28 protein-coding genes are annotated in these 24,445 nt (G+C 59.2%); 14 read left to right on the plus strand and 14 right to left on the minus strand.

All coding sequences use genetic code 11. The features are described 5' to 3' along the window. The first annotated feature begins 39 nt into the window (after positions 1 to 39). Positions 40 to 453 (plus strand): hypothetical protein, encoded by a 414-nt coding sequence (locus tag BM316_RS09475; RefSeq protein ID WP_090206906.1) that lies wholly within the window; start codon positions 40 to 42, stop codon positions 451 to 453. Here BM316_RS09475 and BM316_RS09480 read toward each other — a convergent pair. Beyond that, on the minus strand, positions 450 to 1,253 hold the full coding sequence (locus BM316_RS09480; protein WP_242649805.1) for an ABC transporter permease: 804 nt from the start codon (positions 1,251 to 1,253) through the stop codon (positions 450 to 452). The genes BM316_RS09475 and BM316_RS09480 overlap by 4 nt on opposite strands. A 181-nt stretch (positions 1,254 to 1,434) precedes the next feature. Between BM316_RS09480 and BM316_RS09485 the strand changes: the two genes are divergently transcribed. The 3 genes from BM316_RS09485 to rimO all read left to right on the plus strand — a co-directional run bounded on the left by BM316_RS09485 (position 1,435) and on the right by rimO (position 4,431). Next, the gene (locus tag BM316_RS09485) at positions 1,435 to 2,025 is read left to right on the plus strand and encodes a GcrA family cell cycle regulator (protein WP_090206909.1); all 591 of its coding nucleotides are present in this window, start codon (positions 1,435 to 1,437) and stop codon (positions 2,023 to 2,025) included. Positions 2,026 to 2,159: 134 nt separating this feature from the next. Then, positions 2,160 to 2,930: an SDR family NAD(P)-dependent oxidoreductase gene (locus BM316_RS09490; RefSeq protein WP_090207841.1), complete on the plus strand. Its 771-nt coding sequence runs from the start codon at positions 2,160 to 2,162 to the stop codon at positions 2,928 to 2,930. A gap of 88 nt (positions 2,931 to 3,018) precedes the next feature. After that, the gene (rimO, locus tag BM316_RS09495) at positions 3,019 to 4,431 is read left to right on the plus strand and encodes a 30S ribosomal protein S12 methylthiotransferase RimO (RefSeq protein WP_090207844.1); all 1,413 of its coding nucleotides are present in this window, start codon (positions 3,019 to 3,021) and stop codon (positions 4,429 to 4,431) included. A 92-nt stretch (positions 4,432 to 4,523) separates the two neighbouring features. Here rimO and BM316_RS09500 read toward each other — a convergent pair whose 3' ends face one another. The 3 genes from BM316_RS09500 to BM316_RS09515 all read right to left on the minus strand — a co-directional run bounded on the left by BM316_RS09500 (position 4,524) and on the right by BM316_RS09515 (position 6,029). Beyond that, entirely contained in the window at positions 4,524 to 5,114 is a 591-nt protein-coding gene (locus tag BM316_RS09500; protein WP_090206912.1) for a hypothetical protein, read from the minus strand. A gap of 315 nt (positions 5,115 to 5,429) precedes the next feature. Further along, a complete protein-coding gene (locus BM316_RS09510; protein WP_090206918.1) occupies positions 5,430 to 5,783 on the minus strand; it encodes a YigZ family protein in 354 nt (117 codons plus the stop codon). A 15-nt stretch (positions 5,784 to 5,798) separates the two neighbouring features. After that, on the minus strand, positions 5,799 to 6,029 hold the full coding sequence (locus BM316_RS09515) for a hypothetical protein (RefSeq protein WP_090206921.1): 231 nt from the start codon (positions 6,027 to 6,029) through the stop codon (positions 5,799 to 5,801). A 146-nt stretch (positions 6,030 to 6,175) separates the two neighbouring features. Between BM316_RS09515 and ppk2 the strand changes: the two genes are divergently transcribed. Further along, positions 6,176 to 7,045, plus strand: coding sequence for a polyphosphate kinase 2 (gene ppk2, locus BM316_RS09520; protein ID WP_090207847.1), 870 nt, complete (start codon positions 6,176 to 6,178; stop codon positions 7,043 to 7,045). 150 nt (positions 7,046 to 7,195) lie between these two features. On the opposite strand, the gene BM316_RS09525 is transcribed toward ppk2, so the two are convergent. The 3 genes from BM316_RS09525 to BM316_RS09535 all read right to left on the minus strand — a co-directional run bounded on the left by BM316_RS09525 (position 7,196) and on the right by BM316_RS09535 (position 8,516). Then, the gene (locus BM316_RS09525) at positions 7,196 to 7,450 is read right to left on the minus strand and encodes a DUF6455 family protein (RefSeq protein ID WP_090206924.1); all 255 of its coding nucleotides are present in this window, start codon (positions 7,448 to 7,450) and stop codon (positions 7,196 to 7,198) included. 97 nt (positions 7,451 to 7,547) lie between these two features. After that, a complete protein-coding gene (locus BM316_RS09530) occupies positions 7,548 to 8,078 on the minus strand; it encodes a tetratricopeptide repeat protein (protein ID WP_090206927.1) in 531 nt (176 codons plus the stop codon). Between the two features lie 75 nt (positions 8,079 to 8,153). Next, a complete protein-coding gene (locus BM316_RS09535; RefSeq protein WP_242649806.1) occupies positions 8,154 to 8,516 on the minus strand; it encodes a diacylglycerol kinase in 363 nt (120 codons plus the stop codon). A gap of 121 nt (positions 8,517 to 8,637) precedes the next feature. On the opposite strand from BM316_RS09535, the gene trhA reads away from it, so the two are divergent. From trhA to BM316_RS09565, 6 genes are all read left to right on the plus strand, one after another. Beyond that, positions 8,638 to 9,297, plus strand: coding sequence for a PAQR family membrane homeostasis protein TrhA (trhA, locus tag BM316_RS09540; protein WP_090206930.1), 660 nt, complete (start codon positions 8,638 to 8,640; stop codon positions 9,295 to 9,297). Between the two features lie 57 nt (positions 9,298 to 9,354). Continuing rightward, complete coding sequence (locus BM316_RS09545) at positions 9,355 to 9,588, plus strand: DUF8831 family protein (protein WP_090206931.1); 234 nt, start codon at positions 9,355 to 9,357, stop codon at positions 9,586 to 9,588. A 69-nt stretch (positions 9,589 to 9,657) separates the two neighbouring features. Continuing rightward, entirely contained in the window at positions 9,658 to 10,764 is a 1,107-nt protein-coding gene (locus BM316_RS09550; RefSeq protein ID WP_090206934.1) for a histone deacetylase-like amidohydrolase, read from the plus strand. Next, entirely contained in the window at positions 10,757 to 11,416 is a 660-nt protein-coding gene (locus BM316_RS09555; protein ID WP_090206938.1) for a glutathione S-transferase family protein, read from the plus strand. Before BM316_RS09550 ends, BM316_RS09555 begins: the two co-directional genes overlap by 8 nt. A gap of 47 nt (positions 11,417 to 11,463) precedes the next feature. Next, positions 11,464 to 12,042 carry a nitroreductase family protein gene (locus BM316_RS09560; RefSeq protein ID WP_090206941.1) on the plus strand — a complete coding sequence of 193 codons (579 nt, stop codon included), beginning with the start codon at positions 11,464 to 11,466 and terminating at the stop codon, positions 12,040 to 12,042. Beyond that, positions 12,039 to 12,728 (plus strand): EI24 domain-containing protein, encoded by a 690-nt coding sequence (locus tag BM316_RS09565; RefSeq protein ID WP_090207854.1) that lies wholly within the window; start codon positions 12,039 to 12,041, stop codon positions 12,726 to 12,728. The genes BM316_RS09560 and BM316_RS09565 overlap by 4 nt, the downstream gene beginning before the upstream one ends. On the opposite strand, the gene BM316_RS09570 is transcribed toward BM316_RS09565, so the two are convergent. Next, positions 12,715 to 13,002, minus strand: coding sequence for a DUF1467 family protein (locus BM316_RS09570; RefSeq protein WP_090206943.1), 288 nt, complete (start codon positions 13,000 to 13,002; stop codon positions 12,715 to 12,717). The two genes, BM316_RS09565 and BM316_RS09570, sit on opposite strands and share 14 nt — an antisense overlap. A 65-nt stretch (positions 13,003 to 13,067) precedes the next feature. After that, entirely contained in the window at positions 13,068 to 13,472 is a 405-nt protein-coding gene (gene mce / locus BM316_RS09575) for a methylmalonyl-CoA epimerase (RefSeq protein ID WP_090206946.1), read from the minus strand. 128 nt (positions 13,473 to 13,600) lie between these two features. Between mce and BM316_RS09580 the strand changes: the two genes are divergently transcribed. After that, complete coding sequence (locus tag BM316_RS09580; RefSeq protein ID WP_090206948.1) at positions 13,601 to 14,317, plus strand: response regulator; 717 nt, start codon at positions 13,601 to 13,603, stop codon at positions 14,315 to 14,317. A 3-nt stretch (positions 14,318 to 14,320) separates the two neighbouring features. Here BM316_RS09580 and BM316_RS09585 read toward each other — a convergent pair whose 3' ends face one another. From BM316_RS09585 to bchE, 4 genes are all read right to left on the minus strand, one after another. Continuing rightward, positions 14,321 to 14,797, minus strand: a complete 477-nt coding sequence (locus tag BM316_RS09585; RefSeq protein WP_090206951.1) for a DUF1993 family protein — start codon at positions 14,795 to 14,797, stop codon at positions 14,321 to 14,323. Then, positions 14,797 to 16,656: an aspartate--tRNA ligase gene (gene aspS / locus BM316_RS09590; RefSeq protein WP_090206954.1), complete on the minus strand. Its 1,860-nt coding sequence runs from the start codon at positions 16,654 to 16,656 to the stop codon at positions 14,797 to 14,799. The genes BM316_RS09585 and aspS overlap by 1 nt, the downstream gene beginning before the upstream one ends. Before the next feature lie 117 nt (positions 16,657 to 16,773). Next, positions 16,774 to 17,388, minus strand: coding sequence for a bacteriochlorophyll 4-vinyl reductase (gene bchJ / locus BM316_RS09595; protein ID WP_090206957.1), 615 nt, complete (start codon positions 17,386 to 17,388; stop codon positions 16,774 to 16,776). Next, positions 17,366 to 19,030 carry a magnesium-protoporphyrin IX monomethyl ester anaerobic oxidative cyclase gene (gene bchE, locus BM316_RS09600; RefSeq protein ID WP_090206960.1) on the minus strand — a complete coding sequence of 555 codons (1,665 nt, stop codon included), beginning with the start codon at positions 19,028 to 19,030 and terminating at the stop codon, positions 17,366 to 17,368. Before bchE ends, bchJ begins: the two co-directional genes overlap by 23 nt. A 190-nt stretch (positions 19,031 to 19,220) precedes the next feature. On the opposite strand from bchE, the gene carB reads away from it, so the two are divergent. Continuing rightward, entirely contained in the window at positions 19,221 to 22,538 is a 3,318-nt protein-coding gene (carB, locus tag BM316_RS09605; RefSeq protein WP_090206963.1) for a carbamoyl-phosphate synthase large subunit, read from the plus strand. 51 nt (positions 22,539 to 22,589) lie between these two features. Here the strand turns inward: carB and BM316_RS09610 are convergent, their stop codons facing one another. Then, the gene (locus BM316_RS09610; RefSeq protein WP_131802563.1) at positions 22,590 to 23,090 is read right to left on the minus strand and encodes a BrnA antitoxin family protein; all 501 of its coding nucleotides are present in this window, start codon (positions 23,088 to 23,090) and stop codon (positions 22,590 to 22,592) included. Positions 23,091 to 23,311: 221 nt separating this feature from the next. On the opposite strand from BM316_RS09610, the gene BM316_RS09615 reads away from it, so the two are divergent. Then, a complete protein-coding gene (locus tag BM316_RS09615) occupies positions 23,312 to 24,430 on the plus strand; it encodes a beta-ketoacyl-ACP synthase III (protein ID WP_090206965.1) in 1,119 nt (372 codons plus the stop codon). The last annotated feature ends 15 nt before the right edge of the window (positions 24,431 to 24,445 follow it).

The following is a 24,445-nucleotide window of genomic DNA, read 5'->3' on the forward strand; positions in this document are numbered from 1 at the left end:
GGTCAAAATCAAGCCATGTTTCTGCTTTAGGCGCAAAGCATGAGCGATACGTTCGAATACCGCCACAAGCCCAAGCGGCCCGTGGTCTGGTTGGCGGCTGCCATGGCAGTGGCCATTGCCGTCATGGTTGTCGCACTCGATCTGCAGCAGCTGATTTGGCTGAGTGTTCTTTTCATCGCGATCACGGTCGGCTGGCTGATGCCGCGCCGCCCCGTTTACGGGATCAAACTGGACGGTGACCATCTGACACTTGCGGCATGGCGCAAACCGCGTCCCGTACCTCTGGACCGGATCGCCTATCTGCAAGCGGCAGAAACATCCGATGAGATCAGCTATGTCATCGTCTATCGTGATGGAGAACAGGAAGGGGTCTTTCCGCTTGATCTGCCGGATGACGACACATTGGTCGAGGTGATGGCCGAGCGCGGGATTCCCGTCAGAGGGCCACTTTAGGCTTTGAGACGGTAGCCGCTGTGCATCCAGCGCAGGCAGATGCCCACAACGACCAGACATGCCGCCAGCACCACAGCAAGCCCCACCCATGGGCTGCTGTCACTCACGCCAATCATGCCAAAGCGCACGCCGTCGATAATATAGAAGAACGGATTGGCATGGCTGAGTGTTTGCATGAGAGGTGGCAAAGCCTCGATCGAATAGAATGTCCCTGACAGAAACGCCAATGGCGTGATCAGAAAATTCGAAATCGCAGAAAGCTGATCAAACTTGTTGGCAAAGATGCCAGCGATCAGACCCAGACCGCCCATCAGGACTGACCCCAGAAAAACAAAAGTGATCACCCAGAGCGGCGATTGGACACCCACACCAAGCAAAAGCGCAGCACCGATCGCGATCACAATGGCAACAAGTGCGCCCCGCGCCACCGCACCTCCGAGATAGCCTGTCACAAGTTCCCCAGCCGAAAGCGGCGGCATCAGCGTATCGACGATATTTCCCTGCACCTTGGCAGAGGCGAGGCTTGAAGAGGTATTGGCAAAGGCGTTCTGGATGACCGTCATGGTCAAGATACCTGGCGTCAGAAACGTCATGAAATCCACGCCCATCACATCGCCCCTTTGCGGACCAATCGCGATGGTGAAGATCATCAGGAAAAGCCCTGCATTGATGAGAGGTGCCATCACGGTTTGTGACCAGACATTCATAAAGCGGCTGATCTCGCGCCGGACCAGTGTCCAGGTGCCCAGCCAGTTGACGCGTCCAAAGCGACGCACGCCCATTTGTGTCTGATCTTGCATGATGGTCCCTCTTCTTGGCCCAGACATAGCGAACCACACCGAAATGACCAGCCATCGCGAGACGGGCAAGAAAACCGCCGCGCTCGCCTTCACATCACCGCGCGCAATGACTAATATGCTGTGGATGCAAAAGACGGCGCCTGCCTGAAGGCTTGGGCGCAAGAGACGCAAAGGAACGTATATGTCCTGGACTGACGAGCGCGTTGAGACGCTCAAAAAGATGTGGGGCGAGGGCCAGTCGGCCAGCCAGATCGCCAAGGAACTCGGTGGCGTGACACGCAATGCCGTGATCGGCAAGGTGCACCGTCTTGGCCTATCGAACCGTGCAGGCTCAGGTGGCTCTGCCGCCAAAGCTGCGCCCAAGGAAAAGCCGGCAGCGGCAGCCAAGGCACCTGCCAAACCGAAGCCCGCGCCAAAGGCCGCCGCACCTGCGCCGGAAAAGAAGGAAGAGCCGGAACTCGACGAGAACGGTATCCCGATTTCTGCCGCGCGCCGCGCGATTATTCCTGCAGGGCAGCCGTTGCCTCCGCAGCCATCGGCCAATGAAATCAGCCCCGAGGCGCTTGCCAAGGTCAACGAGGTCGAAAAGTCAGCTAAAAAGCTCACTTTGATGGAACTGACGGAAAAGACATGCAAATGGCCTGTTGGCGATCCTGCGACAGATGACTTCTGGTTCTGCGGTCTGGCAGTGCAGCAAGGCAAACCCTATTGCGAGGCTCATGTCGGCGTGGCTTTCCAGCCGATGTCGTCGCGCCGCGACAGACGCCGCTGATCAGGTCAAAAATGATGCAAAGCCGCCCTTTGGGGCGGCTTTTTTGCTTTCGCGGGCATGCAGACCGCAGCAGGTGTTGATGTGACAAAAGTCGTGCCCACATGACAGGCAAGCACAGCAAAAGGATAGATCACATGCCAAACACTGCACTTGTCACAGGGGCGTCCTCGGGGATCGGGCGCGAAATTGCCCGCTATCATGCGAAGCGGGGCGGTGATCTGATCATCACGGCGCGCCGCGCTGATGAATTGTCAGCCCTGAAAGAGGAACTTGAACGCGATCACGAAGTCTCCGTAACCACCATTCCGCTCGATCTGGGTGCCGAGGGCGGCGCGCAAGCCCTTTATGACGCCACTGCAGGAGCCGAAATCAACATTCTGGTCAACAATGCAGGCTTTGGCGGACAGGGAGCGTTTCTCGCCCGTGATCTGGACAAGGATCTGGCGATGATCGACCTGAACGTGAAGGCTCTTGTCACCTTGTGCCATCTGGTCGGCAACGACATGGTTGCACGTGGTTCTGGCAAGATCCTCAACGTAAGCTCGACCGCGAGCTATATGCCAGGGCCGTTGCAGGCCACCTATTTCGCAACCAAGGCCTATGTCAGCAGCTTCAGTCAGGCACTGGACGCTGAGATCCGCGAGAAAGGCGTGACCGTCACCGCGCTTGAGCCGGGCTATGTGGAGACCGAGTTTGCCCAAAGCGCCGATCTGGAAGGCACCGGATTGACGGCGCAAAAAGGTGCGACACCGCAGGCTGTCGCCAAATTCGGCTATGACGCCATGCGCCGTGGTGAGTTGCGCGCCGTCAACGACGGCAAATTGCGGTTCATGCTGAACTGGATCATGCCGTTCCTGCCAAGGCGGACCGCGTTGAACATGATCAAGAAGATGCAGTCCAAGTAAGGCACGACAGCACTGGCAACGGTGATGGCTGCGCGGGCAGCCATCGCAGCCGCTTCCCAACGCCCCGACCCCGCGCTATATGCGCGCCATGACACAGAACCCGACGCCGCCCAATCTGGGACCCCGCCCCGATCTTGCTCCTAAAGCGCAACTGACCGACGCCCCGCGCGACGGGCAACCGACCATTGGCATGGTCTCGCTTGGCTGTCCGAAAGCTTTGGTCGATAGCGAGCGCATCCTGACAAGGCTGCGGGCCGAGGGTTATGCGATTTCGCCCGACTATGCAGGGGCCGAGGCGGTCATTGTGAACACCTGCGGGTTCCTCGACAGTGCCAAGGCTGAAAGCCTCGATGCCATCGGCGAGGCACTGAAAGAGAACGGCAAGGTCATTGTCACTGGCTGTCTGGGGGCCGAGCCCGACTACATCCGCGAACACCACCCCCAGATCCTCGCCGTGACAGGCCCGCATCAATACGAACAGGTGCTGGATGCCGTGCATGGTGTTGTCCCGCCGGCACCTGATCCGTTTATTGACCTGCTGCCTGCCAGCGGTGTCACCCTCACCCCGCGCCACTACAGCTATCTGAAGATTTCAGAGGGGTGTAACCACAAGTGCAAGTTCTGCGTCATCCCCGACATGCGCGGGCGTCTGGCCAGCCGTCCGGCTCATGCAGTCCTGCGCGAGGCGGAAAAGCTGGTCGAGGCTGGCGTTAAGGAACTGCTAGTCATCTCTCAGGACACCAGCGCCTATGGTCTGGACCGCAAGTATGACCTGAACCCATGGAAAGGCGGCGAGGTGCGCAGCCATATCACCGACCTCACCCGCGAGTTGGGGCGGTTGGGTGCTTGGGTGCGCCTGCACTACGTCTACCCCTACCCCCATGTGCGCGAGCTGATCCCGCTGATGGCGGACCCCGCGAACGGAGTCCTTCCCTATCTCGACATCCCCTTCCAGCACGCACACCCTGACGTGCTGCGGCGCATGGCGCGGCCTGCGGCGGCAGCGAAGACCCTGGACGAAATCGCTCGCTGGCGCGCCGATTGCCCCGATATCACGCTGCGGTCCACCTTCATCGTCGGCTATCCGGGCGAGACCGAAGCCGAGTTCCAGCATCTGCTCGACTGGCTGGACGAGGCGCAACTGGATCGCGTGGGCTGCTTCCAATACGAAAACGTCGCCGGCGCGCGTTCAAACACCCTGCCAGACCATGTGCCCGCCGAGGTCAAACAGGAACGGTGGGAGCGGTTCATGGAGAAATCGCAGGCCATCTCCGAGGCAAAACTGGCCGCGAAACTGGGCAAGACGCTGGAAGTGATTGTGGACGACATCGACGAGGACGGTGTGGCCACCTGCCGGACATGGGCCGACGCGCCAGAGATCGACGGGAACCTGTTTATTGACGAGGGAACCGAGGGGTTGAGCGTGGGGGATGTGGTGCAAGTGACCGTCGATGAGGCGGGGGAGTATGATTTATGGGCTTGCTTGGCTTCCCGGAAATGATCCAGTGGATCATTTCGCCAAGCAAGGGGCGGAGCCCTAGCGGGTAAAGAAACGATCCGGGGGATCGTTTCCCGCGTTGACGGGCGGAGCCTTCACACTGACGGACGTCCTTCGCTTGACCCAAGTAACGTTAGGCTATGACCACCCGAAGTGAGCGTTTCGTGAAGCTCAATTCCCGCCGCCGATAACAAAACTTCCCACAGTTTATCTTCATCTTCTCTGCATCGGTTCATAAAGTCCTGCTGAACTGATTTCTCCCACTGCGCTTGTAGCGCATCCCAGACTTCTGGTTCTACGTCGGTGACTTTGGTCTCATCGACAATTTCTGGTTTGCCGTGTGCAAGCGTGTCGCGAAATCGCTTCAATTGTGCAATTGTCTGTAGCGGCCGCTGTGACCAGTCGATTTCTAGACCCAATGTCTTTTTGAGCAAGTCGATCTTTTCGCGCAGATTGGCTCTTTCGGGCCAACCATCTTGTAATGTCTTCCAGCCGATGAAGTTCACCTTCGCTTCAACGCTGAATGCGCAAAAGACAAGTGCTGCCATCATGTCCAGTGCACAGCCTTCGCGCTCTCCTGTCTCAATTTTGTTGTTTGCCACACCTTGGAAATGCCAAGCACAGGTCGATAGTTCATTGTGAATAAAGCGCTCTGCAGTTGTTCGGACTTCATATTTTTTGGTCAAACGTAGACTCCGTGTTTCTCATTCTCTCTTGGCACAACTTTATATCCTCGCCCGGCATCGCCGGGCAGCGCCCGGACCTCCCCCATGGGGAGGGCGCTCTTGCAACCTAGCACGCTGCGGATCGCTTGATCATTGTTGTGCTGCCCCACACTGCGGAAAAGGTGCTGCGCCCGCCCCGAGGTCCGCGCCCTGCCCTCTGCTGCGCTCCACCTCAGACGCCCCCGGAACTCCGCCCGTCTGACCCTCAAACCTTCCACCGGACGGTTTGCGAGACGGGCCAAACCCCCTCGGTCCGCGCCCTGCCCTCGGTCGCACTCAGGGCTTCACCTCATCCAAATAAACCCGCACCGCGTCCTGCACCCTGCGAAACCGATCCCCGCCCAGCTTCACCCCGCCGAACCAGCGCGTGACCACCACGATGTGCCCCTCCAGCCCTTCGCGTTCGAGCATCCGCAGGATCACCATGCCCGCCCCGGCCTCTCCGTCGTCGTTCTTGAGCGGGCCGTCAGGCAGCAGCACAGCCCATGTGTTGTGGGTCGCCTTGGCGAATTTCTTTTTCCGGCAGAGTTGTTTGACAAAAGCCCGCGCCTCTTCGGCGCTGCTGACAGGCCCGCCAGCGACCGCATATTTGGAGCCGCGGTCGCTGAGGGCATTTTCAATGATCTTCAGAGTGGCCTCTGACCTTTACGAGGTCACTTCGCGGACAGCGCTGTAGCTACAGCCCATCTTGCCGCCAGCGTGGGTAGTCATGTCGCTTTGTGCGGGGATTGCACAGGCGTTGGCTGCGCTATCCCAGGCAAACCCGTCAGGGCAGCTTTGGGTCTGGGCCACAGGCTCGGTTGGGATGGTAATCGTCGTCTCTTGGGCCTGCGCCGCAACAGGCAATAAAACAAAGGCAAGTACTGTAAGACGCATAAAGTCCTCCGTGCATTGCGAATGACGTAAGGTTAGCGTCCCCGCCCGACATTTCAAATGACGCAAAGTCGCAGGGTTTGCGCCATGTCAAGGCGCAGCCCTGCCATCCGTGCTAGCCGTCCTGCAAACAGCAGATGGAGACGCAGATGAAAGACGCCGTGATTGACGCCCCGCAAGCCGAACCGGTCCAAAAGCGCACCGTGCGCCGTTCCGCGAAACTGGCCCGCCGCCCTTACGAGGCCGAGAAGGCCCAACTGCAGGCAGAGCTGCTTAAGGTTCAGCTTTGGGCGCAAGAGACCGGGCAGCGCTTTGTCCTTTTGTTCGAAGGCCGCGATGCTGCCGGTAAGGGCGGCACGATCAAACGGTTCACCGAACACCTCAACCCGCGGGCGGCCCGTGTCGTGGCGCTGAACAAACCAACCGATGAGGAACGCGGCCAGTGGTATTTCCAGCGCTACATCGACCATCTGCCCACTTCGGGCGAAATGGTCCTTTATGACCGCAGTTGGTACAACCGCGCCGGTGTCGAACGTGTCATGGGTTTCTGCGAGCCTGAAGAATACCTCGAATTCATGCGCCAGACGCCAGAGCTTGAACGGATGCTGACCCGCTCTGGCATCCGGCTTTACAAATACTGGTTCTCGGTCACGCAAAGTGAACAGAAGCGGCGCTTTGACAGCCGCGCCACCGATCCTTTGAAGCAATGGAAGCTGTCGCCCATCGACAAGGCCAGCCTAGATAAATGGGACGACTACACCGAGGCGAAAGAGGCGATGTTCTTTTACACCGACACAAAGGATGCGCCCTGGACGGTGGTCAAATCCAACGACAAGAAGCGCGCACGACTGAATTGTATGCGCCATTTCCTGTCAACGCTGGACTACCCCGGCAAGGATCTTGAGGTCGCCAAAGCGCCAGAGCCTGAGATCGTGGGCAGCGCCAAAAAGGTCGTTCACCATGCCGACCATATCCTCGGCACGGCGCTGCACCCTGACACGCGCCGCGTGAAAGCCTGAAGGCTGACGTGACATGGCTGCCGCGTTGGTCGCAAAGACGGCCAGTGCGGACAGCTTAAGGGTGCTTCTGTCAGTTTTCTGTTTGAAAAACGCACAAGCGAAAGGGTGCCGCACGCTACAGCACCCTTTCTTTTGCGCGATAGGTTACGGTCAGCCCGTTTTGAGCTCCGCGAATGTTTCGCGATTGACGCAATACTCAGGCGCTTCCCCCAAGCGCGGTGCATCCTGGAGCAGCCTGTCGCAACGGTCCACTTGTGTGCAGCCCCGGCAGCCTGTGATCATCGCGGCGTAGTCTTCGACCGTGATCGCACCGTCGTCCAACGCGTTCGACAGATTGACACGATTGGCTTTCGCCATCTTGATGACCCGCCAGAAATGATCTCTCGCATTGCCAAGCGTCTGCATGAGCTATCCTCCAAATGGTGTCATGACCCTAGCGGCGCTGTCAGGCACACGCCTTGCGCTGGATCAATCGCGTTTGGAAAATAAACTTGATCTATGTCTAGTAGGTGTAGCCCACGCCCGAGGAAATCGCCTGCCGCAAGGAAAACTCCGCCCAGGTGCCACGTCCGCCACGTGTGCGGATTTCTGTCAGTTCCGCCTGCGCGAGGTCCATCTGGCCAGCAGCCGCAAACCCCTGCCCCATGTAAGACCGCGCGAGGATATTGTCGGGATCAACCCGTAAGGCCGCCCTGTAGTAAGCAAGCCCCAGGTCGGTGTTTCCCTGCGAACGATGCACAAAGCCGTAATAGGTCAGGACCATGCTGTCATTCTGGTCCTCCATGGTCTCAAGCACGTCGAGGGCGGCTTGCAAATAACCCTCATAGGCAAGCTCACGGGCATCATCGAGGCGGGCGCTGTCGTCATTCGTGCTTTCAGAAGGGGTCAGGCAGCTTTGCGTGGCTTCATCCCAGACCAGACCCTCGGCGCAGACGGTCGTTGTCTCGGACGGTTCAGGCGGTGTCATCGAGCCGCCACCGGCGGCTAAAGCAGCCACCGGAAACAAGGCAAGCGTGAGGGTCGTCATTCGCATGGGTCTCTCCTGTTCAACTGGACAGTCAACCTAGGGCGCGCTTCGCGAAAGTGCAGGCGATGCGGCATTATTTCATTAAATGATCAACCCGCCGATGACACAGACCCAGCCTATCCCGACGCCAACCGCCGTCACCGCCACAGCGGCAGAGCCGCAGTCCTTGGCCTGCTTGGCCGCATCGCGATGTTCGGTGCTGATATCATCGACGACACGCTCAATCGCCGTGTTCATGCACTCCGCCGCCAGAACGATCACGCCACCCATCAACAGAAATCCGCGCTCACCGGCAGAAAGCGGCAGAACAAACGCAAGCACCGCAAAAGCCGCGTTGGCGACAAGCCACTGCATCAGCGAGCCTTCCGTGCGGTAGACATGGACAAAACCATCCCAAGACCAGATTGCCCGCTGTTTGATACGCTCAAGCTGTTGCAGGATCATGTTGCCGCCCTCGTATTGCTGATACCCACGGCATACTGCGTCAGGCAGTCCTGCGAGCCAAGCCTGACCATGACCTTACGAAACATTTGCTTAAGTCCCAATGCGGTATATCTTTTTTACTATGAAAGCGAACCGCACCGGCCTTTATCCAACTGACGCGCTGTCCGAGCGTATTGCCGACGGCGCGGTCCATGCCATTGGCGTGCTGGCTGCCATCACCGGTGCGATCCTGCTGATCAGCTGGTCTGTCTTTCACGCCTCCGAAGGCCAGATCCTCGCCATTGCAATCTACGGCGCAACGCTGATTGCGACATTTGCGGCCTCGGCGTTCTATCACCTGACCCCGTGGGACAGCATCCGCCCTCTGCTGCGCAGATTTGATCACGCCGCGATCTACCTCAAGATTGCCGGGACCTACACACCGTTGGTTGTGATGATCGGCAATGGTTTTGCCTATCTTGTCTTGGGTGTCGTCTGGACACTCGCAGTTGTGGGTGTGGTTCTGAAATTGTTTTTCTGGCGGACACCGGGCCGGTTCGGGCCTGTGCTTTATCTGATCATGGGCTGGCTGAGCCTCGCGCTGATCTGGTCGCTCTGGCCGATTGTGCCACTGTCCGCGATGATCCTGATTGGCGTGGGCGGTCTGCTTTATACAGCCGGTGTGCCGTTTTACGCCACGCACACGATGAAATATTCGACCGCCATCTGGCACGGATTCGTGCTTGCGGCCTCGGCATGTTTCTTTGCTGCGATCGCGATTGGCGCTGCATCTATGGTCTGATCATCTTCGCGACAAACCGTGATTGCGCAGGTCGCGGCCCGCAGCTAGGCTTTGATCATGTTTACAATCGAACACGAATACGACGCCACCGTCGTGACGCTGGTGGATGAAGGGCAAGCGCCGCTTCAGGAAGATGTCATCATCAATGCTTTTGAGGATTGCGTCACTGTTTCACAATTCGACCCGCGCAGCGAAAAGATGATCCAGATCACGCTTTCCATCGCGCAATTGCGCGATCTTGAGGCGGCACTGGACCTGCCCGAAGGGGTCTATCGCTTGCGCAAGGACTAGCAGGGTTTGGGCTTTGCCCCTGACAGGACACCCCCAAGGATATTAGAAAGATAGAAAGACGAGGGCCTGATGACGACAGGGTTTTTCTGGGACGAGCGGTGCTTCTGGCATGCTGGCGGAAATTACGCGGGCATGCTGCCCGTCGGAGGGCTTGTGCAACCGCTTGACGGCGGACTGCCTGAAAACCCTGAAACCAAAAGGCGGCTCAAGAACCTGATCGAGGTCACAGGGCTTGCCGGTGATCTGCAAATGACCGGCGCGCCCTCTGCAACACGCGAGGATCTTTTGCGTGTGCATCCTGCAAGCTACCTTGATGCGTTCAAGGCGCTTTCTGATGCCGGCGGCGGAGAGATGGGACGCAGAACACCCTTCGGGCCCGGCGGTTACGAGATCGCCACCCACTCAGCCGGTCTCGCCAAAGCCGCCGTGGCCGCTGTGGCCAGAGGCGACATCGACAACGCCTATGCGCTGTCACGCCCGCCAGGTCACCATTGTCTGCCGAACTATCCCAATGGCTTTTGCCTTTTGAACAATATCGGTGTCGCAATCGAAGCGGCCAAGGCCGCAGGGCTTGCCCAGCGCTTTGCCGTGCTCGACTGGGATGTACATCACGGCAACGGCACCGAGGCTGTGTTTTATGACCGTGACGATGTGCTGACGGTCTCTTTACATCAGGAACGCAACTACCCGATGGACACAGGGGATTTCGCTGACCGCGGCAACGGGGCTGGTGCGGGCTTCAACCTCAATGTGCCACTGCCACCCGGGACCGGCCACAAAGGATACCTCTCAGCGATGGAGCGCATTGCCTTGCCAGCGATCCGCGATTTTGCACCTGACATCTTGATAATCGCCTGCGGGTTCGATGCGGCTGCCAATGATCCTCTGGGACGGATGCTCGCCACGGCCGAGACGTTCCAGATGATGACGCGGCAAGTGATGGCGCTTGCTGCTGATGTCTGTGGCGGCAAACTGGTGATGGTGCATGAAGGCGGCTATTCGGAAACCTATGTCCCCTTCTGCGGCCATGCGGTTCTGCAGGAAATGTCCGGCAGTGCCATCAGCGCACCGGATCCATTTGCCGAGGTCTTCCCGTTGCGACAGCCCGATGCACGGTTTGACGCGTTCCTTGAGGCATGGCTGGACGACATGGAGGGGGCGCTAGGCTATGCCTGAGGGCGCATCTGTCCTCCTCTATGGATACCGCTATAGCGTCTACACATGGATCGCGAGGTTCATCCTGACCGAAAAAGCCATCGACTTTCGCGAAATCGCTGTCGATCCATTTTCGTCTGAACCAGACCCACGCTATCTGAAGTTGCAGCCCTCCGGGCGCGTGCCAACCTTGGACCATAACGGCTTCGCCCTCTATGAAACGGCAGCAATCACACGCTACTGCGACGCCGTGATGCCCGGACGACCTCTCACGCCCACTGATCCAAAGCGGGCCGCCAGAATGGCGCAAGTGATCGCCATCGCCGACCATGAAGGGTATGTGCCGCTGGTCAGACAAGTTTTTGCGCATGCGGTTTTCCGCCCCGCAGAGGGGTTGTCCGCCGATGCCGACACCGTGCAGCAGGGCCTCACCACTGCAAAGACAGTCCTGTCGGCACTTGAGGCCATCGCCGCTGAGGGTCTGGTGCTCGACGGGGAAACTTTCACACTGGCCGACGGTCATCTGGCCCCGATGATTGCCTATTTTGCCCAAGCGCCTGCGGGCCTGACCGCCCTACAAGACTATCCGTCGCTGTTTGCGTGGTGGGAGCAGATCAAAACGCGACCCAGCCTTGTCAAAACCGATCCCAGCCTGCCCGACCAGTTGCCTTGACCACGCGCTGTGCATATCTGCCAGAGAGATAGTGAAGGACCCTGCTCATGCCCGCCGAAAACCCAGCCGCTCTCGACTTTCTTCTCACGCGGCGCTCGCGTCCTGCAAAGACGCTGACCTCACCTGTTCCGGGACGCGAGACCATCCAGACCCTTCTGACCGCAGCGGCCCGCACGCCTGATCATGGCAAGCTGGAACCTTGGCGCTTTCTCGTGCTTGAGAAGGATGCGCTGACACGTCTGGCCGATCTGGTCGTAACACGCGGTGAGGCAACCGGGATCGACCCTGACAAGATCAAGAAGGCGCGCGCGCAGTTTGGTGATGCCGATCTTGCCATTGCAGTGATCAGCAGCCCCAAGCCTTCTGACAAGATTCCGCAGATCGAACAGGTCTATTCGGCTGGCGCCGTCTGTCTGGCCTTGCTGAATGCAGCCCTCGCGGCGGGATGGGGCGCAAACTGGCTCTCCGGCTGGGTCAGCCATGACCGGACATTCGTCACCGACGGCCTTGGTCTGGCGTCCCACGAAAGCGTCGCAGGCTTCATCCACATCGGGACAGAGACGAATACACCCCCTGAACGCCCCCGCCCTGACCTCGAAAGCATCACCACATGGGTCTCCGCATGATCTTGCGTGCGTTCTTTGCGGCCCTCGGCCAACTGCCGGATCCGCGGTTTCGCGGCGTGCTGTTGCGTGGCATTGGCCTCACGATTGCACTTTTGATCGCAGTCTACGCCGCCTTGTTGTGGGTGATCGACCGGCTGACAACAGAACCACTGGTCTTGCCGTTTGTCGGCGAGGTGACTTGGGTCGGCGATTTGCTGGGCTGGGGATCGCTCGTCGTGGTCCTGCTAATGTCGGTTTTCCTGATGATCCCCGTTGCCTCTGCCATCACGTCGATGTTTCTCGATGAGGTCGCGCAAGCGGTCGAGGATCAGCACTATCCGCATCTGCCACCGGTCCAAGGCGTCGGCTTTACGGATGGGTTAAGGGACACGGTCAGCTTTCTGGGTTTGCTCATCGGGGCCAACCTTGGCGCGCTGGTACTTTATCTGATCTTTCCCTTTGCCGCGCTCTTTATCTTTTACGGGCTCAACGGATTTTTGCTGGGGCGTGAATATTTTCAGCTTGCAGCCATGCGCAGGCTGGGGCGGGCCGGCGCCAAAGCATTGCGCAAACAGCATCAGGCCACGATCTGGGTTGCCGGATGCTTGATGGCACTGCCGCTATCCGTCCCGCTTTTGAACCTGATCGTGCCAATCCTAGGTGCGGCGACTTTCACGCACCTTTATCACAACCTTAATCGAGACTGACCTCTGGCGTCGACATCCGCTCGAACCAGTCGATATCGCGGACACTGACCGCACCGGTCAGCAGGACCGCCGCGATCACAGCCCAGATCGGGAAGGCAAAGATCGTGGTGATCTTTGCTTTCTTCTTGAAGCTGAAATCAGCAGGCGAAGAGGCATGCGTGCCGGGCACGATCTCGCCTTTATCGCCTTGGGTCTCTAGCCGCAGCGGCAGCACGATAAAGAAAACCACCGTCCAGATGACAGCAAAGAGAACAAGACCGGAAACAGGACCCAACGGGCATTCCTTTCAGCAATATGACTTACGGCGAGAGATACGTCGCTGAGGGCTGACGACAAGGTCTAGACCTGCTCCAATTCGACAAGACACCCGTTGAAATCCTTGGGATGCAGAAACAGGACAGGCTTGCCGTGCGCCCCGATCTTCGGCTCACCATTGCCAAGCACACGCGCACCCTCTTTTTGCAGATGATCGCGCGCCGCAAGAATATCGTCCACCTCATAGCAGACGTGGTGAATGCCGCCTGACGGGTTCTTGTCCAGAAAACCCTGAATGGGCGAGCCTTCCCCAAGCGGGTAGAGAAGCTCGATTTTCGTATTCGGCAGATTGATGAAGACGACCGTGACACCGTGATCGGGTTCATCCTGTGGCGCGCCGACGTCAGCGCCCAGCATGGTACGGTATTGCGCGCTTGCCGCCTCCAGATCAGGAACTGCAATCGCGACATGGTTCAGGCGGCCAATCATAGGGTATCTCCTTTGTTTGGCGCTTTATGCCGCAACTGCGAAATAGGCGCAACGGGCGTGACGGTTAAGGATCTGTTCACTCTGTCCTGCTTTGGTTGAGAGGACAGCAACCAAAGGGAAGAATCGCGATGGACGCTCAGGAAGACCTGCTTTTGCACCGCACACCAACGGCCAGACGCCCGCTTTTGGGAACAACGGTTCTGGTGGTCGAGGATAGCCGCTTCGCAAGCGAGGCAATCCGCCTGATGTGTCTGCGATCTGGCGCGCGCATCAGGCGGGCCGACAGTATCGAAACTGCCCGACGGCACCTTGCAATCTATCGCCCCACGGTTCTGATCGTTGATCTGGGTCTGCCAGACGGTTCCGGCCTTGCGCTGATCCAATCCCTGTCAGAGGCGGCATCGCGCATCGACGTTATCCTCGGGACCAGCGGCGATCCCCAACGCGGGGCAGAGGTGATGGCCGCCGGTGCAGACGGTTTCATTGCCAAACCCATTGAAAGCCTTCTGTCATTCCAGCACGAAATCCTGCGGCACCTGCCAGCCGACAGGCAACCGCCATTGCCACGGGTGTTGAACGACGAACACATCCACCCTGATCCGGTGGCCTATCAGGATGACCTCAACCACATCGCTCAGGTGCTTGAAGGGGCCGACGGGGATCAGACCCTCGATTATGTCACGCAGTTTCTGGGCGGTGTTGCGCGCAGTGCCCACGACCATGACCTCGACGCGGCGGTCACGCATCTTGCACAGTTGCGCCTGTCAGGGGGTGATCCGGCAAAGGGGGTCGCTGCGCTTTCGGACATGGTGCAACTGCGGATCGCGCGCGCGGGACCGATCTAGACCTCAGTCGTCGAAGCGAAATCCGGCCGGATAGGCGTGAAGCCCGTCAAAATCGGCCTTGCCGATGTCGACGCCGGCCTGCCGCAGCACCGCATAGACCATCGCCAAATGAAACCACATGTTCGGTAGGGCAAAGCACTGCAGATATTCGACGGCAGGCTGGGTCAGGTCTGCAAAACCGGCGCGATGGGACACCACCCGCGCTTCGGCGCCGTCAAAATCATCATGCGCCAGCGCCTCGACCGCTTCGCGCGCGGCGCTCAACGCGGCCTTCGCTCCGCGCGGCAACTCCGGCACCTGACGTCCGATCAACGGATAGGTCGCGCGCATTGCGACAGAGGCCACAACCTCAAAATGCTGCTCGCAGGTGAACATACCGGCAGCAAGGCGCGTTGACAGCATGTCGTCCGTCGCCTTGCCCAACAGATGCTCTGCCTGTGTCAGCGCTTGCAGGACGGGCGGAACCGCCAGTGCAAACATCAGTTTTCAGGCGGCAAAACGCGCAGGCGCAACTCGCGCAACTGTTCGTTCATCGGCTCAGACGGGGCCCCCATCATCAGGTCTTCGGCCCGTTGGTTCATCGGGAACATGATGACCTCGCGGATGTTGGAGGCATCCGCAAGCAACATCACAATCCGGTCGATGCCAGCCGCACAGCCACCGTGGGGCGGCGCGCCATATTGGAAGGCATTGACCATCCCGCCAAAGCGCTTGCGCACCTCATCCTCGCCATAGCCAGCAATCTCGAAGGCTTTGAACATGATCTCGGGGCGGTGGTTCCGGATCGCACCCGACACCAGTTCGTACCCATTGCAGGCAAGGTCATACTGATAGCCCTTGACCTCCAGCGGATCGCCCAAAAGCGCATCCATCCCGCCCTGCGGCATGGAGAACGGGTTGTGCTCGAAGTCGATCTTGCCGGTTTCGTCGTCACGCTCGTAGATCGGGAAATCCACGATCCAGGCAAAGGCGAAACGCTCCGTGTCCGTCAGACCCAGTTCATCACCGATCACGGTCCGGGCTTTTCCGGCCACCCCTTCAAAGGCTTTTGGCTTGCCACCAAGGAAGAATGCCGCATCGCCAAGACCAAGGCCCAACTGCTGGCGGATCGCCTCGGTCCGCTCAGGTCCGATGTTCTTGGCCAGCGGGCCAGCCGCTTCCATGCCACCTTCGACCTCGCCCGATTTCAGTTTGGCCTGCGCCTCTTTGACCGAGATACCCAGCTCTTGCGCAACGGCATCCGCCGTCTTTTCCCGCCAGAAGATATAGCCCATCCCCGGCAGGCCCTCTTTCTGGGCAAAGGCGTTCATCCGGTCGCAGAACTTGCGCGACCCACCGGTCGGCGCAGGAATCGCGCGCACCTCGGTGCCGTCCTGTTCCAGCAGCTTGGCAAAAATCGCAAATCCAGAACCACGGAAATGCTCCGAGACCACCTGCATCTTGATCGGGTTGCGCAGGTCAGGCTTATCGGTGCCATACCACAAGGCCGCATCGCGATAGGAAATCTGCGGCCACTCAGCAGGCGCATCGACCTTGCGGCCACCACCGAAGTCTTCAAAGACACCGGCAATCACAGGCGCGATGGTGTCGAACACGTCCTGCTGCTCGACAAAGGACATCTCCATATCCAGCTGATAGAAATCAGTGGGCGAGCGGTCCGCGCGCGGGTCTTCATCACGGAAACATGGGGCAATCTGGAAGTATTTGTCATAGCCCGAAACCATGATCAGCTGCTTGAACTGCTGCGGGGCCTGCGGCAACGCATAGAACTTGCCGGGGTGCAGACGGGACGGGACAAGAAAGTCACGCGCACCTTCAGGGCTTGAGGCCGTGATAATCGGCGTCTGGTATTCGCGGAAATCACGATCCCACATCCGCTTGCGGATCGAGGCCACCACGTCAGAGCGCAGCTTCATGTTTTCCTGCATCGCCTCACGACGCAGATCCAGATAACGGTACTTGAGGCGGGTTTCCTCAGGGTATTCCTGATCGCCAAAGACCATCAGCGGCAGTTCCTTGGCCGGACCCAGCACCTCGATGTCGCGGATAAACACTTCGATCTCACCGGTCGGCAACTTGGCATTGACCAACTCAGGGTCACGCGCCTTCACCTCACCGTCGATGCGGATACACCACTCCGACCGGACTTTCTCCACTTCAGAGAACGCCGCCGAGTCAGGGTCGCAGAGCACCTGCGTGATCCCGTAGTGGTCGCGCAGATCAATAAAGAGGATGCCGCCGTGGTCACGCACCCGATTGACCCATCCCGACAGGCGAACGGTCTCACCGACGTTGGCAGAAGTCAGAGCGGCACAAGTATGGCTGCGATAGGCGTGCATGGGTTGGGTCCTCAAAGGGGTTATTCCGGTCGGCCCGATACATCCCTTTGACTGCGCGATGTCAACCGTCCGGCTTATCATTTTGCCCCAAATACTCCCGCCGGAGGCCTCAAGTTTCTAGAAACTTAGGTTGCGCGCGAGCGCAAAGCGGCATGCGTCATGCCCCGTCGCGCAGCATTCCGTTTCCTGACAGCGCAAGCGCGCGTCCACCAGCGTCCGGAAAAGGGTCTCGAAGACCGCCCTGTGCCAGTGGCAAAGCGGCACCTCGCTGACCTCGCCGCGCACGATCGGATTGTCCACAATCGCAAAGCGCAAAGCGCCCTCGCGTGCAAAGCGCCCTGAGCCCGCAAAGGTCCAGGCATGTTTTGCAATCGCCTTTGACAGAAGCGGCGCTGCCAAAGCCGACGGCAAGGCCTTTAACACGGTCTGGGCCGGTGACGGAATGCGGTGCGCCATGATGTAATAGGCGGTCCGCACGCCCGCTTCCCATGCAAGTGACGGCGCCATTTCCGGCTCAAGCGTGCGCAGCGCCTGATGCATCCGCGCCGCAGGCCCCTCTGGCATCATGCCCTGATCTGATGGGGGCGCGAAAACCCCCGCCATCGCCATCACCTGATCGCGAAATCGCCTGCCGCCGGCTTGTTCCAAGACCGGTAAAAGCTGCAAAATGGCATTCGGCCCGATCTGTCCCTGCCCCGCACGAACATCCCTAGGCCTCCTCCATTTGGCCAGATCCCCCGCCGCAGGCTTTCACCGCGGCACCGTTTGGCATCTTGAAATCGGCATTGCGCTGCACGGCGCGCTCCTTGCCTTGGGCACGGATCGCTGCGCGGCGCTCTGCGGCCTTTGCAGCCTTGTCGGCGCTGGCCTCCCAATCCTCCATCTGCGCCTCGGCGATGGTGCGGGTGTCGTCAAACTGGAAGTCGAGCCGCCCTTTTGACTGTGGCCCCGTATAGCCCACCTTGCCAAGGTCGTAGAATGTCCGTGCAAACCCCGCCTTCATAAAGGCCTTGAGGCAGCCCAAGAGATACCGCCTGCGGAACCCTGTCCCGCGCCATGGATAATGGAACAGCGCCTTTTTCATGTAGAACCGGCGGTAGTTATTCATCACACCGTCCAGCAATTCGCCCCGCTCCATCGCTTTTGGTTTCATGATAGGCGTCACGAAGTTGTAACGGCTGAAGTCGAAGACCTCGACCTTGTCTTTCAGTTCCTGAAACAGCGGCGTGAAAGGCCAGGGTGTATACATCGCCCAATTCGCCAGATCAGGCTGCCAGTCCCACGCCATCTTGTAGGTCTCGTTCAGGGTTTCCGGTGTTTCATTGTCGAGCCCCACGATAAACTGCGCCTCGACCAGAATATCCGCCTCGCGCAACAGGCGAATGGCGGTCTTGTTCTCTTCGACTTTGGTTTCCTTGTTGAACTGGTCAAGCTTCATCTGGGCGGCGGCCTCTGTCCCCAGACTGACATGCACCAGCCCCGCCTTGCGATAAAACTTCAGCAATTCGCGGTCGCGGTAGATATCCGTCACCCGCGTGTTGATCCCCCATTTAACGCGATCGGGCAGGCCGCGGGCGATCAGCTCCTCGCAGAACTGCACAAACTTCTTGCGGTTAATGGTCGGCTCTTCGTCAGCAAGAATGAAGAACCCGACACCTTGTTCATTCACAAGACGTTCGATCTCATCCACGACCTTTTTGGGATCACGCACGCGGTAGTCGCGCCAGAACTTCCACTGGCTACAGAAGGAACAGGTGAACGGACAACCGCGCGCCATATTTGGAATGGCCACACGGGTGTTAAGCGGGATGTAGATGTATTTCTCCCACTCCAGGATCGTCCAATCAGGGTCGATGCCATCGAGGTCTTTGACTGTGCTGGCCGCTTGCGTCGCGACAATCTCGTCCCCGTCGATAAAGGCAAGGCCGTGGATCTTGCGCTTGTCCGCCGGCCAGCTGCCATCGCGGACGGCCGTCATCAGCTCTGTGACGATCTCCTCGCCTTCACCGCGCACGATCACATCGACCCAAGGGGCCTCGGAGAGCACCTGTTTGTACATAAAGGTCGCATGAACTCCGCCCAGCACGCGCAAGGCGTCAGGCGCATGCTCCTTGGCCAGTCGCAGGACCTCTTCTGCTTTGTAGATGGACGGGGTGATTGCCGTGACGCCGACCACATCGGGTTGCAAGGCCGCGATCTTCTCGGCCACAACTTCGTCAGAATAATCATTCGTCATAGCGTCGATGAAATGGATATCTTCAAAACCCGCACGGCGCAGCGAGCCTGAGAGATAGGCCACCCATGCCGGAGGCCAGTTGCCTGCGATTTCCGCGCCACCGGATCTGTAATTTGGGTGGACAAATAGAATACGCATGGGGCAACTCCTCTTTGTGTAAATCAAAACTGACACATTAGCTGTCAATCTTGATTGACACAGATCAAACGGCCTTTGCTTTATTGCTTGATTTTTTCTGCGATACGCCGATTCAAGCGCCCGCACCCTCTTGCGCTGCGGCCCGCCATCCCTATAACCCACGACAATTTGGATAACTGGGGGCACTGCCATGCCAAAGCGTACCGACATTCAGTCGATTATGATCATCGGCGCGGGCCCCATTATTATCGGACAGGCCTGCGAGTTTGACTACTCCGGCGCACAAGCCTGCAAGGCGCTGCGCGAGGAAGGCTACCGCGTCATTCTGGTCAACTCGAACCCGGCCACCATCATGACAGACCCCGGTCTGGCCGACGCAACCTATATCGAGCCGATCACCCCCGAAATTGTGGCCAAAATTATCGAGAAAGAGCGCCCCGACGCGCTCTTGCCGACGATGGGTGGACAGACAGGGCTGAACACCTCTCTGGCGCTGGCCGATATGGGTGTGCTGGAAAAATTCGGCGTGGAGATGATCGGTGCCAAGCGCGAGGCCATCGAAATGGCCGAAGACCGCAAGCTTTTCCGCGAAGCCATGGACCGTCTGGGTATCGAGAACCCCAAGGCCACCATCGTCACCGCGCCCAAAGGTGATCTGAATGCGGGCGTGAAACTGGCCATGGACGCGCTGGAAGATATCGGTTTGCCAGCCATCATCCGCCCTGCCTTTACCCTTGGCGGCACAGGCGGCGGCGTGGCTTACAACCGCGAGGAATATGAATTCTATTGCCGCTCCGGCATGGACGCCTCTCCGGTCGGGCAGATCCTGATTGATGAGTCACTTCTGGGCTGGAAAGAATACGAGATGGAGGTCGTGCGCGACAAAGCCGACAACGCCATCATCGTCTGCTCCATCGAAAACGTCGATCCCATGGGCGTGCATACGGGCGACTCGATCACTGTCGCCCCCGCCCTGACGCTGACCGACAAGGAATACCAGTTGATGCGCACGCATAGCATCAACGTGCTGCGCGAAATCGGCGTGGAAACCGGCGGATCCAACGTGCAATGGGCGGTGAACCCTGACGATGGCCGTATGGTCGTGATCGAGATGAACCCGCGCGTGTCGCGGTCGTCTGCGCTGGCGTCCAAGGCCACAGGTTTCCCGATTGCCAAGATCGCCGCGAAACTGGCCGTTGGCTATACGCTCGACGAACTCGACAACGACATCACCGGCGTCACACCTGCGTCATTCGAGCCGACAATTGACTATGTCGTCACCAAAATCCCGCGCTTTGCCTTCGAGAAATTCGCAGGCTCCGAACCCTACCTGACCACGGCCATGAAATCCGTGGGCGAGGCCATGGCGATCGGCCGCACGATCCACGAATCCATGCAAAAGGCGCTGGCGTCGATGGAAACCGGCCTGACCGGCTTTGACGAAATCGACATTCCAGGCGCCCCTGATCAGGCCGCCATCACCAAGGCGCTGGCCAAACAGACCCCCGACCGTATCCGTGTGATCGCGCAGGCCATGCGGCACGGGCTGTCTGACGACGAGATCTTCGCCGTGACGAAATTCGATCCGTGGTTCCTCGCCCGAATCCGCGAGATCATCCAGAAAGAGGCCGAACTGAAGGTCAACGGTCTGCCGGTCTCCGAAGAGGGGCTGCGCCGCGTCAAGATGATGGGTTTCACCGATGCCCGTCTGGCCAAGCTGACGGGCCGCGACGAAGATCAGGTACGCCGCGCGCGTCAGAACCTCGGCGTGAATGCAGTTTTCAAGCGGATCGACACCTGCGCTGCCGAATTCGAGGCCCAGACGCCTTACATGTATTCCACCTATGAAACGCCGGTGATGGATGACGCCGAATGCGAGGCGCGCCCGTCAGACCGCAAGAAGGTTGTGATCCTTGGTGGTGGCCCGAACCGGATCGGACAGGGGATCGAGTTCGATTACTGCTGTTGTCACGCCTGTTTCGCCCTGACCGATCAGGGCTACGAGACGATCATGATCAACTGCAACCCCGAGACGGTTTCCACCGATTATGACACCTCTGACCGGCTTTACTTCGAACCGCTGACCTTTGAACACGTCATGGAAATCCTGCGGGTCGAACAGGAAAACGGCACTTTGCACGGTGTTATCGTGCAGTTCGGCGGACAGACCCCGCTGAAGCTTGCCAATGCGCTCAATGATGCCGGCATCCCGATCCTTGGCACAACGCCTGATGCGATCGACCTCGCCGAAGACCGCGAAAGGTTCCAGGACCTTGTGAACCGCCTCGGCCTCAAGCAGCCCAAGAACGGCATCGCCCATTCCGATGCCGAAGCGCTTGAGATCGCCGATGGCATCGGCTTCCCGCTGGTCATCCGGCCCTCTTACGTGCTGGGCGGACGCGCAATGGAAATCGTCCGCGATCAGGCACAGCTTGAACGCTATATCTCTGACGCCGTTGTCGTCTCGGGCGACAGCCCCGTGTTGCTCGACAGCTATCTTTCGGGTGCGGTCGAGGTGGACGTGGACTGCCTGTCAGACGGCACAAACACGCATGTTGCGGGCATCATGCAGCACATCGAAGAGGCCGGCGTCCACTCGGGCGACAGCGCCTGCTCCTTGCCGCCCTATTCGCTGTCTGACGCGATGATCGCCGAAATCCGCCGCCAGACCGAAGCGCTGGCAAAGGCCCTCAACGTTGTCGGCCTGATGAACGTGCAATTTGCCGTCAAGGACGAAGAAGTCTACCTCATCGAGGTCAACCCCCGCGCCTCGCGCACCGTGCCATTTGTCGCCAAAGCGACCGATTCAGCCATTGCGTCGATTGCCGCACGCCTGATGGCTGGCGAACCGCTGACGAACTTCCCGCTGCGCGAGCCTTATCCGCCAGCGGACAACCCGATGGATGTGCTGCCACTTGGCGATCCGTTCCAACTGGCCGACCCGCATACACCGTGGTTCAGCGTGAAAGAGGCCGTGTTGCCATTCGCCCGCTTCCCCGGCGTCGATACGATCCTTGGCCCCGAAATGCGGTCAACCGGAGAGGTCATGGGCTGGGACCGGTCCTTCCCGCGCGCATTCCTTAAGGCGCAACTTGGCGCAGGGACCAACCTGCCAGAGGAAGGCACCGTGTTCATTTCGATCAGGGACGCCGACAAGACGGCAGATATGATTGAAGCTGCGCAAATCCTCCTCAAGCTGGGTTTCGAAATCGTGGCCACACGGGGCACCGCCCGCTGGCTCACTGAAAACCAAATTGATTGCGAAGTGGTGAACAAGGTCTATGAAGGTGGTCTGACCATCGTTGATCGTCTCAAAGACGGCCATATCGCACTGGTCTTCAACACCACCGAGGGCGCACAAGCCGTCGAGGACAGCCGCGATATCCGCGCCGTCACCCTTTACGGCAAAATCCCCTACTTCACGACCGCCGCCGCCGCTCACGCCGCAGCACTTGCCATGCAAGCCGGCTTCGAAGGCGACGTCGGCGTCAGGGCGTTGCAGGGCTAATCAACCGGCAAGTTCAGTCGGGGGGCAACCGTCACAACAGTCGCCCCCCGCTCACCAGCCGGCGTCTTGCCCGTTCGCCCAGCGCAGCGGGTCGTCGTCTTCGCACTCTTGCGCTTCTCTGATCCGGTCAAGCCGCGCACCGATCTCTGCACGGATCTGGTCGAAATCGAGCTCTTTTTCCTCTGCCTTGGCTGCCGCATCCTCAGCCCCCTCGCGGAAAAATCTGGCGGTCGCGGTGCCTGTCTCCGGTCCTTCCACCACACCGGCCAGCCGGAAATACATGAACGCCCGCAATGCCGCGTTGATCCGCGGCTGATAGCCCTCCCCCATCGCCTTGAAGAACTTGACCACATCCGCATCCAGCCGGATTGTCACACGCTCCGTGCGGGTGTCGCGATGGGCGCGGGTTTTCCAGATGTCATCCCAGCCTGCAGGCAATCCGCCTGCCGCGATAAGCGTCGCGTGCTGGTCCCATTCGATCCGGCGCATCGCATCGACAGCATAGCCCCATTGCGTGCGTTCGGTCTTGGTCATTGGCTTGGGCTTGGTCATAGTGGCCTCCTTGCTGGGACCAGACTGCCTCAAAGGGTTAAAAACCCGGTAACACCAGCGTACGCACAGGCTGTGTACAGTTGGTGCACGGCCTGTGTACGCGTAGTGTACGCTTGGTGCAGCCACTGTTCCCCTACGTCACTCTTGCACCTCACGCCCCCTTCTGGACATGACCTCATGACCGGAATTAGGCTTTGGCCCAGCGCACGGGGGAACGGTTTATGCATAATGTCGCCATCACAGGAACAGGGGTTTTCACGCCCAGCCAGGTCATCACCAATGACGAACTGGTTGCCGCCTTCAACGCCTATGCCGACCGCTGGAACGCCGAGAATGCCGATGCGATCGCCGCAGGAGAGGTCGAGGCCAAACAGCATTCCTCATCCGAATTTATCGTCGCGGCCTCAGGCATCGAGAACCGCTATGTTCTTGATAAAGAAGGCGTTCTCGACCCGTCCCGCATGCACCCCCGCCTTGATCCGCGCCCCGATGACCAGCCGGGCTACATGGCCGAGATCGGCGTAGACGCCGCAACGAAAGCGCTGGCGGCTGCCGGTGTTGAGGCTTCAGAGGTTGACCTGATCTTATGTGCCGCCTCCAACATGGAGCGCGCCTACCCGGCCATTGCCGTGGAAATTCAGGCACTTCTCGGCGCTGGCGGCTTTGCCTATGATATGAACGTCGCCTGTTCCAGCGCCACATTTGGCATCCAGACGGCAGCGGATATGATCCGCGCAGGCTCCATCCGCCGCGCCCTCGTCATCAACCCGGAAATCTGTTCCGCCCATCTGGAATGGCGCGACCGCGACTGCCATTTCATCTTCGGCGATGTGGCAACTGCGACGTTGCTGGAACGTGACGAAGACCTCGACAAACCGAAATTCAAAGTCCTCTCGACCCGCTGCGCGACCCAGTTCAGCAACAATATCCGCAACAATAACGGGTACTTGCGCCGCACACAGGACCAGATGGAAGACCGCCGTGACATGCAGTTCATGCAAAACGGGCGCAAGGTGTTCAAAGAGGTCTTGCCGCTCGTCAGCAAGCACATTCTCAGCCATCTGCAAGAGACTGGCGTTGCCGCCGGCGACCTGCGTCGCCTCTGGTTGCATCAGGCCAACAAGACGATGAACGACTATATCGGCAAAAAGGTTCTCGGCCGTACGCCCGCGCCACACGCACAACCCAATATCCTGCAAGACTACGCCAACACCTCCTCCGCTGGCTCGATCATCGCCTTCTCGCAAAACTCGTCTGATCTTGCACCGGGCGACAAAGGGCTGATTTGTTCTTTCGGGGCGGGGTATTCTGTGGGATCAGTGGTTGTCGAGCGCGCCTGAGCGCCCGCAATCACG

It is taken from the genome of Yoonia litorea, assembly GCF_900114675.1.
GTDB lineage: Bacteria > Pseudomonadota > Alphaproteobacteria > Rhodobacterales > Rhodobacteraceae > Yoonia > Yoonia litorea.

What these genes read in the sequence shown, in the direction of transcription:
- BM316_RS09475 (WP_090206906.1), top strand. Translation starts at nt 40, where the DNA reads ATGAGCGATACGTTCGAATACCGCCACAAGCCCAAGCGGCCCGTGGTC.
- BM316_RS09480 (WP_242649805.1), bottom strand. Translation starts at nt 1,253, where the DNA reads ATGCAAGATCAGACACAAATGGGCGTGCGTCGCTTTGGACGCGTCAAC.
- BM316_RS09485 (WP_090206909.1), top strand. Translation starts at nt 1,435, where the DNA reads ATGTCCTGGACTGACGAGCGCGTTGAGACGCTCAAAAAGATGTGGGGC.
- BM316_RS09490 (WP_090207841.1), top strand. Translation starts at nt 2,160, where the DNA reads ATGCCAAACACTGCACTTGTCACAGGGGCGTCCTCGGGGATCGGGCGC.
- rimO (WP_090207844.1), top strand. Translation starts at nt 3,019, where the DNA reads ATGACACAGAACCCGACGCCGCCCAATCTGGGACCCCGCCCCGATCTT.
- BM316_RS09515 (WP_090206921.1), bottom strand. Translation starts at nt 6,029, where the DNA reads ATGCGTCTTACAGTACTTGCCTTTGTTTTATTGCCTGTTGCGGCGCAG.
- ppk2 (WP_090207847.1), top strand. Translation starts at nt 6,176, where the DNA reads ATGAAAGACGCCGTGATTGACGCCCCGCAAGCCGAACCGGTCCAAAAG.
- BM316_RS09525 (WP_090206924.1), bottom strand. Translation starts at nt 7,450, where the DNA reads ATGCAGACGCTTGGCAATGCGAGAGATCATTTCTGGCGGGTCATCAAG.
- BM316_RS09530 (WP_090206927.1), bottom strand. Translation starts at nt 8,078, where the DNA reads ATGCGAATGACGACCCTCACGCTTGCCTTGTTTCCGGTGGCTGCTTTA.
- BM316_RS09535 (WP_242649806.1), bottom strand. Translation starts at nt 8,516, where the DNA reads ATGATCCTGCAACAGCTTGAGCGTATCAAACAGCGGGCAATCTGGTCT.
- trhA (WP_090206930.1), top strand. Translation starts at nt 8,638, where the DNA reads ATGAAAGCGAACCGCACCGGCCTTTATCCAACTGACGCGCTGTCCGAG.
- BM316_RS09545 (WP_090206931.1), top strand. Translation starts at nt 9,355, where the DNA reads ATGTTTACAATCGAACACGAATACGACGCCACCGTCGTGACGCTGGTG.
- BM316_RS09550 (WP_090206934.1), top strand. Translation starts at nt 9,658, where the DNA reads ATGACGACAGGGTTTTTCTGGGACGAGCGGTGCTTCTGGCATGCTGGC.
- BM316_RS09555 (WP_090206938.1), top strand. Translation starts at nt 10,757, where the DNA reads ATGCCTGAGGGCGCATCTGTCCTCCTCTATGGATACCGCTATAGCGTC.
- BM316_RS09560 (WP_090206941.1), top strand. Translation starts at nt 11,464, where the DNA reads ATGCCCGCCGAAAACCCAGCCGCTCTCGACTTTCTTCTCACGCGGCGC.
- BM316_RS09565 (WP_090207854.1), top strand. Translation starts at nt 12,039, where the DNA reads ATGATCTTGCGTGCGTTCTTTGCGGCCCTCGGCCAACTGCCGGATCCG.
- mce (WP_090206946.1), bottom strand. Translation starts at nt 13,472, where the DNA reads ATGATTGGCCGCCTGAACCATGTCGCGATTGCAGTTCCTGATCTGGAG.
- BM316_RS09580 (WP_090206948.1), top strand. Translation starts at nt 13,601, where the DNA reads ATGGACGCTCAGGAAGACCTGCTTTTGCACCGCACACCAACGGCCAGA.
- BM316_RS09585 (WP_090206951.1), bottom strand. Translation starts at nt 14,797, where the DNA reads ATGTTTGCACTGGCGGTTCCGCCCGTCCTGCAAGCGCTGACACAGGCA.
- aspS (WP_090206954.1), bottom strand. Translation starts at nt 16,656, where the DNA reads ATGCACGCCTATCGCAGCCATACTTGTGCCGCTCTGACTTCTGCCAAC.
- bchE (WP_090206960.1), bottom strand. Translation starts at nt 19,030, where the DNA reads ATGCGTATTCTATTTGTCCACCCAAATTACAGATCCGGTGGCGCGGAA.
- carB (WP_090206963.1), top strand. Translation starts at nt 19,221, where the DNA reads ATGCCAAAGCGTACCGACATTCAGTCGATTATGATCATCGGCGCGGGC.
- BM316_RS09610 (WP_131802563.1), bottom strand. Translation starts at nt 23,090, where the DNA reads ATGACCAAGCCCAAGCCAATGACCAAGACCGAACGCACGCAATGGGGC.
- BM316_RS09615 (WP_090206965.1), top strand. Translation starts at nt 23,312, where the DNA reads ATGCATAATGTCGCCATCACAGGAACAGGGGTTTTCACGCCCAGCCAG.